General features: G+C 35.0%; 3 protein-coding genes. 2 read left to right on the forward strand and 1 reads right to left on the reverse strand.

Translation table 11 applies throughout. The features are described 5' to 3' along the window. Positions 1-237 (forward strand): hypothetical protein (locus tag ABZA26_RS10620; protein WP_372714501.1); only part of this gene is annotated, 237 nt, incomplete at its 5' end. Positions 238-239: 2 nt separating this feature from the next. After that, entirely contained in the window at positions 240-2,171 is a 1,932-nt protein-coding gene (locus ABZA26_RS10625; protein ID WP_372714502.1) for an FAD-dependent oxidoreductase, read from the forward strand. Between the two features lie 159 nt (positions 2,172-2,330). On the opposite strand, the gene ABZA26_RS10630 is transcribed toward ABZA26_RS10625, so the two are convergent. Next, positions 2,331-2,960 (reverse strand): hypothetical protein, encoded by a 630-nt coding sequence (locus ABZA26_RS10630; RefSeq protein ID WP_372714503.1) that lies wholly within the window; start codon positions 2,958-2,960, stop codon positions 2,331-2,333. Positions 2,961-3,473: the final 513 nt, after the last annotated feature.

Consider the following 3,473-nt stretch of genomic DNA (forward strand, 5'->3'; position numbering starts at 1 on the left):
GTATCAAGTATTCCTAAAGATGAGCATGAGTGGTTCGGTCAATTTAAAAGAAGATCAGTTAGAAAAAGCTGCGGCTGGTCCATGGCTACAAACAGATACTGCGGACACTGTCTCAAAGTTTGTCCGGTAAGCAGATTTGGATATGATAAAATTGTAAATCAAAGTTTACCTGAATACAACATGTATAACGTCATGACTGATATTATAGATAAAGATAAAATCAGAGGAGGAGAATAGTAATGAAGAAATTCATTTTATGCGGCAAAATAAATAATCCCGAAACATATAGTATAGATGAAAATCGATCATTGATAGATATTTTTACTAAATTGGCAGGAGGCCTCTGGAACAACGGAAGACTGTCAATGGTCCAAATAGGGGGGCCCTTCGGTGAAATTGTACTTTTAAAAGATGTTGAAAATCCTCTAAGTGACTATACTAAAAACATCGATACAGATACTATCCTGTTTTTGAATGACCTTACCTGTCCTGTGGATTATGCCAGGTTTTGTGTGAGATATCTTATTAAAGAGCTTAGAACTACAAATGAAACTATAGAAGAGATAGAGGAAATCATTGAGAAAATAAGCAACGGGACAAGCAAAAGAATTTTAGAACTAGACATATTAAAAGAACTTTTAGAAGAGAAAACTGTCATTCCTGCTGAAAGAAAAATGAAAAAAACAGTACTGTTTTTATTAAACAGCTTTAGGGATATTTTTGAAGAACATATTACAGAGAAAAAATGCTACCCTGGAGTATGCCATAGATTAGCTTCTGCTCAGTGTGTCAATGCATGTCCTGCTGAGGTAAATATCCCAGGTTATGTAGCCTATATGGCTGAAGATGATATGGACACAGCTTATTCAGTAATGAGACAGTCCAATCCATTATCCTATGTCTGTGGAATGATTTGCGCAAGACCTTGTGAAGACAGATGCCGTAGAGGAGAGCTCGAACAATCTGTAGGTGTAAGAGCACTTAAATATTTTGCTTCAACTATGGCTCTTGAAGATAACAAGATCAAAGAAGACAAGCTGGGAAATAACGGGAAGAAAATAGCTATTATCGGAAGCGGACCTGCAGGACTAAGTGCCTCTTATTTCCTTGGTCGTAGCGGTTATAACGTAACCATATACGAAGCTGAAAAAACAGCTGGTGGAGTTCCCGCAATAATGATTCCAGAGTACAGAATAAATAATGAAGCAATAAACAGAGAGATAAAACTTATTGAAAATCTTGGTGTAAAGATTAAAACAGGAGTAAAAGTTGGAGAAGATATAAAACTTAGTGAAATCAGAAAAGCCAATGATGCAACTATTCTTGCAACAGGTTTGATGACAGGAGTAAAAGTCGGCCCTGATAAAGAATACATTCAAAGTGCAGTGGATATTCTAAAAGAGATAAAGCTTCAAAAAAAGAGAAATTTCCCTAAAAAAGTAACCGTTGTCGGTGGTGGAGATGTAGCCATGGATGCTGCCAGAAGCATAATGAGATGCGGGTCTGATGTGACAGTTATTTCACTTGAAGAGTATGATCTGATGCCTGCCTCTCATGAAGAGAAACACGGAGCAGCAGAAGAGGGAATTAAATTTTTAAGCGGCTATACCATAAAAGAGTATTTTGAAGAAGAGGGTTCTTTAAAGGAAATTGAACTCAAAAAATGCATATCCACAATGGATAACCAGTACAGGTTCAGCCCGAATTTCGATGAAGAAAAAACTATGAAAATTGATTCTGAGTTAGTGGTAATGGCAATAGGTCAAAGAGCAGACTACAGCTATCTTGATTGTGATATAGAGATCGGGTCCAACAGATGGATATCATTTGATAAAAATACTTACAAAACAACAGCAGAAGACGTCTATGTAGCAGGAGATGTGGGAGGAGACTCTAAAATTGCTATAAGTGCCATAGCAGAAGGAAAAAAAGTAGCAATCAACATTGATAAGGCTTTGGGAGGCCAGGGAATTTATGTAGGAGATGAGATCCAAATACCTGAAAAACAGCTTGATCTGACTACATGGAATATTCCCAAACAGGAAGAAAAAGAAACAGAATCAACATACAGATGTAAAAACTTTGAAAATATAAAAGTAGTTTATACAAGAGAAGAAGCTTTAAGAGAAGCTACAAGATGTATGAGATGCGACAGAAACAGTAAACAGTAAAATTTCATAAATATATTTATGAAATATAGGGTTACTGTGAATAAAATCCCAGCAGTCATTAAAAACAGAAGAACACAAGCCTATATGAATAAGAGCAGATTAAAAAGGATAATGATGGTTTTCCTCTTGAAATAATAAGAGCTCCTATGGAGCTCTTATTTATATTTCAGCCAGCAGTTTTAATTCTTCCAAATTTACTATAGTGATAATTCTACCACTTCTTTCCACTATTCCTCTGTCTACTAACTTTCCCAAAGCCACATAGAAGTTACTCCTGCTGCACTTTATAAATTCAGAGAACAAGGAAAAGTTTTTTATCCTCATCTGTCCATTCTCAGAATAATTAAGAATTACATATGCCAGAAATTTTTCAATATTTTTATCTAGACGATATACTAGTTCTTCTATCAACGATAAGGAATCCATCTTGGCGTTTTTTAAACACCTAAAAAGAAAATCTCTGTCTAAAAGAAGTTCCCTGCTTCTTTCAGGTGAAACTTTAAGGATTTCAGTTTTTTCTATAGCTATATAATATAGATTGTCAATGGCCTTACCCTCCAAAAGATAGGCATATCCACCTAGAATAGTTTGCTTTTTTGTGAGAGTCTTCAAAGGCACCCTTCTTCCATTTTCATTTTCATAGACCAGAAGAAGCTTTCCCTTGGTCATGAGTCCAAAGGAGAATCTCAGATCGTAGTGATATATAGTTTCAAAGGGTTCAAGCTCTATCTTTTCTTCTATATCAGTATCGGAAAATTTAAATTCATTGTTGACATTATTTTCTTGCATTTTCCCTCCTTAAATCTGTTCCTTTTTAATATTATATTTCCTAATGATTTATTTATCAATGATAAAATGAGGGTGACCCCCTTGGGTCACCCTCATTTTTAATATTTTAATTTTAAATAGATTATTGAATTTACACATATTCTATTACTTTTCTCTTGACAGAAAAGTAACCAAAAGGTCAAGAATTTTCAAATGTCTGGTAAGTATATGTTTCTTTTAACGCCTTTGTAAGCTACAGTCCTCGGTTCCCTGCGGAACTTATTCTGTAGTACGGCTGAGTGCAGGTTTTTTACTGTATAAGCCCTGCGACTTGAAAATTCAAAGGCAGAAAAAAGAATATCATCCTAAATAAAAAGCATGCACATAATTATTCTTTAATTTATTGTGCTAAAAAGGTTTTGAATCTTTCGGCCATTGATAAAATAAGCGTTAGGAATGACTGAGAGAAATCTTTAGAAAAAATCGATGTCTGAGCGAAGCGAGTTTCGATTTTTTCTTAGATTTCCGAAGGCA

Source organism: Ilyobacter sp., assembly GCF_041583315.1.
GTDB lineage: Bacteria > Fusobacteriota > Fusobacteriia > Fusobacteriales > Fusobacteriaceae > Ilyobacter.

Coding starts and splice junctions, on each gene's coding strand:
- ABZA26_RS10630 (WP_372714503.1), bottom strand. CDS start 2,960: ATGCAAGAAAATAATGTCAACAATGAATTTAAATTTTCCGATACTGAT.
- ABZA26_RS10625 (WP_372714502.1), top strand. CDS start 240: ATGAAGAAATTCATTTTATGCGGCAAAATAAATAATCCCGAAACATAT.